Here is a 6855-nt window from a genome sequence, read left to right as displayed (position 1 = left end):
TCCTCGCCGCCGTGTCGGCCGGCCTCGCGATGGAGAACCACCGCCTGGCTGCCGACGCCGAGCGGTACGCCGCGACGCAGACGATCGAGAAGCAGAACCTCGCCGAGGAGTTCGCCACCGCGTGCGCCCGCGAGGACTTCGCGAGCACGACGGCGGGCAAGAACATCTGCCGCAAGGCCGCCGACGTCGCGGCCTCACCATCCCCCTCGGCCGGCCCGGCGGGACCCGCGGGCAGGGACGGCGTCGACGGCAAGGACGGAGCCCAAGGCCCGGCCGGTCCCCAGGGCCCGCAGGGACCGAAGGGCGACACGGGAAACGAGGGAACCACGGGGCAGGCCGGCACGGCCGGGGCCAACGGGCAGGCCGGCGCACAGGGCCTCGCCGGGGCGCCCGGCGCCGACGGCGCCCAAGGCCCGCCGGGACCGCAAGGACCGGCAGGAGCCACCGGCCCAAAGGGCGACCCGGGGCCAGCGGGGCCGCCCGGGGCCAAGGGCGACACTGGGGCCGCCGGCGAGACCGGGCCGGCCCCGTCCTCGTTCACCTTCACCGATGCGCTCGGCATGACGTACACGTGCACGCCGAACCCGCCCGGATCCACCACTTACACCTGCGCCGCAGCCAAGTAGGCGCACCCGCCATCCCCTCTCGAGGGCCCTCCCCGCGCTCGCGGGCAGGGCCCTCGCCCATCCCCTGGGAGATCATCATGGGCTACACATGGCCTCTTCCGGCTGGCATCCCTGTCAGCCAGCCGTTCGGCACGAATCCGGGCGGTGTGAACCCTGTCGGCGGCCACACGGGCACCGACTTCGCGGCGCCGTTGGACACCCCGGTGCGGGCGCCGGGGACGGGCACGATCCTGCACGCGGACTGGATCACCGGGACGTACGACCAGAACCCGTGGTGGCTCACTCCGATGGGCGGCATCACTGTGGTGCTCGACTGCGGGGAGGTGGCGTTCGTCTTCGCCCACCTGAACAGCACCGCGATGAACGTCGGCGACCGCGTCGCGCAGGGCGACATCGTCGGGTACACGGGCAGCACCGGGACGGCGTCCACCGGCCCGCACCTGCACTTCGAGGCGCTCCCCGACGGCTGGAACACCGGCAACGGGACGTACGGCCGCGTGGACCCGGCGCGCTACTGCGGCGCGTACTGGGCGCAGGTACAGGCAGCCTCGGTCACCCAGACGCTCCGGCCGGACCAGCGCATCACCGCCGCCCAGGTCAACGTCCGCGACCGACCGACCACCTCCGCCAGCGTGGTGAGCTCGTTCGCGGGGGACACGATCCTCGACTTCAAGGGCTTCGTGCACGGCGAGTCTGTCAACGGCAACGACGTCTGGTTCGTCGGCGCCTACTCCGGCAACTTCATCTGGTCCGGCGGCTTCAAGAACACGGGGACGGCCGGTCTGCCGGACCTCACGCCGCCGCCGAAGGCACCGACGCCGGCCCCCGCGGCCCCCGCGGTGCGCGTTGACCAGCGCATCACCGGGCCCTCGGGTGTGAACCTCCGCGAGGCGCCGGACAAGAACGCCGCCGTGGTCAAGACGTTCGACCCCGACCTGGTCCTCGACTTCAAGGGATACGTCCGGGCCACCGACCCCTACGGCGACGGGAACAACATCTGGTTCGTCGGTGCCTACTCGAACACCTATGCCTGGTCCGGCGCCTTCACGAACAAGGCAACCACGGGCCTGACTGACCTCACCTCGACAGCGCCGGCACCGTCGGCCCCCGTTGTGAAGCCGTACGACTTCGAGCTCGACATCACCGAGGTCGTCCGCGAGGACGGCGTCGTGATCAAGGTCGAGAAGTTCCCGGCCCACATCGGAAACCTGCAGCTCGGCGCCGGCAACCCGACCCCGGACCACTCTGTGATCCACCAGTTCGGGACCCTGGGCAAGGACACCTTCGAGTCCACCGGCACCCAGTTCGCCAAGGAAGGCACCTTCGTCTCCGCCTACCACTCGGCCTCCGGACGGAGGATCCGGCAGCACGTCGCACTCAAGGACCGCGCCTACCACGCCGGCCCAACCGGCAACAACTGGTACGGAACCGAGACCGACCCAGCCCAGGACCCCGAGACCATCCTCACCGCCCGGGCACTCCTCCTCGCCGTCGACAAGAAGCTCGGCCGCAAGCCCGCACCCATCCGCCACCGCGACGTCCCCGGCTGCTCCACCGCCTGCGGCGCCGTCATCGACCTCGCCAAGTACGACGTCCCATTCCAGCCAGCACCAGCACCAGCACCAGACCCGACCCCGGCGCCGACGGCACCCACTGCGGGGCTCGACGAGGCCAGCGTCCTCAAGCGGTTCTTCGACTGGCTCGTCCAACTCTTCCTCAACCGACAGAAGTAGGAGCCCACCATGGCAGGCCACCTCGCCACCCCCAGCACACAGACCGTCTACCCCTGGCGCACCGCCATCCGCACCTTCGTCCAGACCGTCATCCCCGCCGTCATCGGCCTCGCCCTCATCCTTCCCGCCATCGTCGACACCGCGCTCGCCGGCATCGGAAGCGTGCTTCCCGACGGATGGGCGGCCTGGCTCACCGGCGTCGCCGTCTCGATCGCCGCGCTCGCGGCCCTCGTCGCCCGGGTGATGGCAATGCCTGCCGTCGTGGCGTGGACCGAGCGGTTCCTGCCTTGGCTGGCCCCGTCCAAGACCGACTGAGCACGCAGCAGGCGCCCCCGCGGCGCATGCTGCTCCGCTCCGCCCTGCACCGCCCCCTGACCCGCCTCCGCTGGTGGACCAAGGGCCAGAATCCACTGCCCCGCGCCCGGGGCCGACCGTGAGGAGCCACAGCTTTGGCCGACACCTACCCGATTGAGTCCCAGCTCGTCATCAATACCAACGGGCAGCTGATCCCGAACGGCAAGGTCTACGTCTACGACTCCGACGACACGGGCAACACGACCCTGCTGCCGCTGACCGACCCGAACGGTCTCCCGATCACGAACCCCCTGACCGCCTCGGCGATCTCCACCACCCCGGAGATTCGGACACCGGTGATGCTGGTGAAGATGGTCGGCGAGAATGGCGCAGAACTAACGGTGCTGTCAGCCAAGGGCGTGGTCGAGCAGGTCAAGGAAGCCATGGCCGCTGCTGCAGAGGCGGCGAGCAACGCCGCCGCGTCCGCAGCCCTGGTGGATGCCCCGGCTGGTGACGCGATCACAGCGGCACTGGACGGGAACGCAGATGTAGCCTCGGCCCTGGGCCGACGCTTGGACACGCAGGTGCCCCCCCTCGTTGCCGACGCCATGGCCAGTGACTCGACCATCGCCGCAGCAGGGGCAACGGCGGCACAGGGGGCTGTGAACGACGCGCTGAACACATCCACGAGAATCCCCAAGATCATCGACGCGACGAAGGTAGAAGCGAAGTGGCGCTCCCGGATCGGACGCCGGCTCCTCGCCCGCATCCTGGACAACGGCGTGTTCCAGTCTTCCGGGGTGCAGATGATCGGAGACGGCGGCGTCACGCGGGCATTCACCCGCACCGACTACCTCCGCGGCACCCGCATCCGGGTCGCCGGCCGCGCTCACCCTGTACTAGCGCAGGACGCGTTGCAGGCTGACGGCCGAGTCCCGCAGAGGACTCTCGATGAGTGGTCGTCCCGGATGAGCGCACCCCGCTCGCCGAAGGGCCGCGGCATCATCTGCCGTGGCGACTCGCTGACGGCCGGCGCGTTCGGCGATGGCGTGTCGTACCCGCAGTACCTCTCGGTGCTCGCCCCTGGCGTGCCGATCGCGAAGCGGGGCAACCCCGGGGAACGGTCCAAGGAAATCTCGATGCGGCAGGGCTCCACTGCGCTCACCGTGACCCCCGACCTAGCCATTCCTGCGACGGGCGCGACTGCCGCGTTCGCGATGAACACCACCCTGATCTTCACGAACCCGAACGGGACGAACGGCACGCCGGACGGCCTCGCGATGGTAGGAACGCTGAACGGTATCCGCGGCACTCTCACCGCGACCGGGGGCATGTTCACCTTCACCCGCGCCAGCAGCGGCGACGCGGCGACCGTCCCCGCAGGAACCCCGTGGATTGACGAGTACGAGTCGGTGCGCCGCGACTGGAACCAGGTGCTTTGGGTCGGGCGCAACAACGTCACCGCCACGCCGAACGACGTCGCCGTCTACGTCGCAAAGATGGTCGCCTACCAGACCAGCGGCGACTACCTCGTGCTCGGCGTCACCAACTCGACCGCCGAACCGTCAGGGTCAGCGAACTACACCACCATCCTCGGCATCAACGCCGCACTCGCGTCCGCGTACCCGAACAACTACCTCGACATCCGCGGGTGGCTCATCGCGAACGGCCTCGCTGCCGTATCGCTCACCCCGACCGCGGACGACACCACCGCGACCAGCGAGGACCGCATCCCGCCGTCACTGCTCGCAGCCGATGGGCTACACCTCAACGCGAACGGCTACAAGGCCGTCGCGGTCGCCGTCAAAAACTGGATCACCACGAAGGGCTGGATCTGAACATGCTGGTTTACGACATCGACGGGACACCGAGCACGAGCCTGCCACTCGACATCCCCGCGCTCCCGAACCCACTCACGCACCGCTGGGTCGCGGACTCAGTGCTCACGGACGGAGACCAGATCGTCCCGCCAGTACTCGGCACTGTCAGCCTCACGGACGCAACTGGAGGCGCGACCACCCTGCCCACGGAGGGGACAGTGGACGGGCTCAGGGCGATCACCTTCAACGGCACCGACGATGCCGCATTCGCGCTCGGCATCAACCCCGGGCCCGGTGGGAACGTCAGCGGCTACGCGGTGGTGAAGGTCACCGCCGACCCAGCCGCCGCTCGATCGATCATCCACCTGAACACCCTCGCGATGGGCTTCAACGCCACCCGCCGATTCAATGCGGGGTCTGCGGTGCTCGCCTCCCAGTTCGTCCTGGGACAGTGGTACGCCGTCGGATGGTCGGTGGAGCGCAACACTGGAACGGGAGACGCGAAGTGGCGCGTCGCCGCATCCACCGGCGAGAGCGCCGAAGTGGTGAGCCAGAACCAGGCGGTACTGTCCACCTACGTCGCGTTCGGCGCCGGCGTCTCAAGCACGAAGACGGCGATGGTCGTCCGTGACCTCGGCGTCAACATCGGCACCGCCCACACCGTCGCGCAGCTCCAGACGAACGTCGCCGCGCTGAAAGCGGAGTACGGGCTCGCCTGATTCAGCCGCCGCGCTGCCGGCAACACATGGATGAAAGCAGCCCCTCACCCGTCGCTGGGTGGGGGGCTGCTTTTTGGTTGCCTAGAAGTCGAAGGTGACCTCTGGCCGGTGCGCCGTGATGCTGGCCTTCTCAGATGCCGGCAGCGCGTCAACGGATGCCATGCCGCCGTTCGCGTAGACGGTCACCTTGGCGAACTCGGCTGGCAGGTTGGGGAAGTCGCCGACCATGACGAACTCCTTGACCGCGCCTGGGTCGGCGGTGTCCATGTACTTGTTCGACGCCTTGATGAAGCGGTTGTAGGTCTCGCTGTCCAGGTCCGGCTTGGACTGCCGCCACTCATCCACCACCTTGTAGGCGTTCTTCATGGTGTACTCCTTGCCCGCCGCATCGTAGACACTGAGCTCGTACATGTTCGCCAGCGCCGTGCCCTTGCGGTTGTCTACCTTGACCGTGGCGTAGGTGACCTTCCCCGCACCCGCCGTGGACCGCAGCGCCTCGAGGTCAGCCGGTGCCTTCCCGGGCAGATCCAGTTTCCCCACACTGTTGTCCTGGCTGACGAACACGAACCCGCCCGGCCTGTATGCCGTCGCGGATGGAGCGGCTGACACGGCTGCAACCGAGGGTGCTGGGCTGGCGGGTGAGTCGTTCGCGGCAGGTGACGTCGTACAGCCCGCCAAGCACAGGACGGCGACGGCAAGGATGATCGGTTTCATAGGGTCCCCCAGAGGTAGCAGTTTGCGTTCACAGGATACCCTCAGGTTTCCCAGCAAGCGCCAAGCTTCCCAGGGGCCAAGCGCGGTTCCCGAAGTTATCCACATGGGCTTGAATCAGGGAGCCCCAGCTATCGCATGATTGTCTGCATGACGAATACCGAGCACCTGGCACGGCTGATAAATGCGCACCGGGCCTCTTACGGATGGACCATTCCTGCGATGGCTGAACGCATCGGGGTCAAGGAGAGGACCCTCTCCGGATGGATTGCGGGCGAATATGCGCCCAGACACGAGTTCCGCCCGACCACCGAGAAGGCCTTCGAGTGGGCCCCTGGGTCTATCGCCAACCTCCTCAAGGCGGATAACCCGGAGGCCTACGAGCTCAGCACAATGGCCGCCGCTGACGAAGGCCCGGTCCGGCGAGCATCCGAACTGACCGACGACGAGCTGCTCATGGAGCTCGCACACCGGATGCGCGAATGGCGGACAGCCACGGCCTAGAAAAAGCGTGGCGCCCCGGCCTTCGACGGGGGGTGTGAGCCGGAGGCGCCACGGCGCAGCCCGGAACACGTTCTCACAGGGAGCAGCTCAACGGGGCCGCGCAGAGTCACATTAGCATCAGCTGTCACTCCGCCCGAGCCATTGGGCCTCGATCGTCCGCCGTGTCACGTTGGTCGACTCGGTCCAGATCTCGCTGACGGTGAGGTGGTAGCTGCCTTCAGCGAGGTACTGGACGGGGACGAGCTCACCGGCCCACCCCATGGCGAGCCCTTCACGGTGCGCTCATTGCCGTCCTCCCAACGGAGGCGGAGCCAGACGGGCATGGACATGGCCGGCCGCGTGGTGGGAGTTTTGGTGGGAGTTGAGCCCCGCAACCGCCTATTACCGACGGCTCGCGTTATAGAAGAAACCTCGGAATCACGCGGGAAAACGGTCGCCGCCGACGACC

At 68.2% G+C, this 6855-nt stretch carries 7 protein-coding genes and 1 pseudogene; 6 read left to right on the top strand and 2 right to left on the bottom strand.

Features of this window, described 5'->3' with window-relative positions:
• The 5 genes and pseudogenes from ACYVKZ_RS20955 to ACYVKZ_RS20935 all read left to right on the top strand — a co-directional run.
• Window positions 1-626, top strand: a pseudogene (locus tag ACYVKZ_RS20955) (hypothetical protein); the annotation flags it as partial.
• A 77-nt stretch (window positions 627-703) separates the two neighbouring features.
• Window positions 704-2359, top strand: a complete 1656-nt coding sequence (locus ACYVKZ_RS20950) for a peptidoglycan DD-metalloendopeptidase family protein (protein ID WP_460994408.1) — start codon at window positions 704-706, stop codon at window positions 2357-2359.
• Window positions 2360-2368: 9 nt separating this feature from the next.
• Window positions 2369-2674, top strand: a complete 306-nt coding sequence (locus ACYVKZ_RS20945; RefSeq protein ID WP_460994407.1) for a hypothetical protein — start codon at window positions 2369-2371, stop codon at window positions 2672-2674.
• Window positions 2675-2808: 134 nt separating this feature from the next.
• Window positions 2809-4491: a hypothetical protein gene (locus ACYVKZ_RS20940; protein WP_460994406.1), complete on the top strand. Its 1683-nt coding sequence runs from the start codon at window positions 2809-2811 to the stop codon at window positions 4489-4491.
• A gap of 2 nt (window positions 4492-4493) precedes the next feature.
• The gene (locus ACYVKZ_RS20935; protein WP_460994405.1) at window positions 4494-5192 is read left to right on the top strand and encodes a hypothetical protein; all 699 of its coding nucleotides are present in this window, start codon (window positions 4494-4496) and stop codon (window positions 5190-5192) included.
• Window positions 5193-5273: 81 nt separating this feature from the next.
• Here ACYVKZ_RS20935 and ACYVKZ_RS20930 read toward each other — a convergent pair whose 3' ends face one another.
• The gene (locus ACYVKZ_RS20930; protein WP_460994404.1) at window positions 5274-5732 is read right to left on the bottom strand and encodes a hypothetical protein; all 459 of its coding nucleotides are present in this window, start codon (window positions 5730-5732) and stop codon (window positions 5274-5276) included.
• 321 nt (window positions 5733-6053) lie between these two features.
• Here ACYVKZ_RS20930 and ACYVKZ_RS20925 point away from each other — a divergent pair, with 321 nt between their 5' ends.
• The gene (locus tag ACYVKZ_RS20925) at window positions 6054-6407 is read left to right on the top strand and encodes a hypothetical protein (RefSeq protein ID WP_460994403.1); all 354 of its coding nucleotides are present in this window, start codon (window positions 6054-6056) and stop codon (window positions 6405-6407) included.
• 117 nt (window positions 6408-6524) lie between these two features.
• On the opposite strand, the gene ACYVKZ_RS20920 is transcribed toward ACYVKZ_RS20925, so the two are convergent.
• Window positions 6525-6668, bottom strand: coding sequence for a hypothetical protein (locus tag ACYVKZ_RS20920; protein WP_460994402.1), 144 nt, complete (start codon window positions 6666-6668; stop codon window positions 6525-6527).
• Window positions 6669-6855: the final 187 nt, after the last annotated feature.

The sequence above is a fragment of the Sinomonas soli genome, from assembly GCF_054782415.1.
Note: the sequence above shows the minus strand (reverse complement) of the source record. Positions and strands in the feature narration are given on the sequence as shown.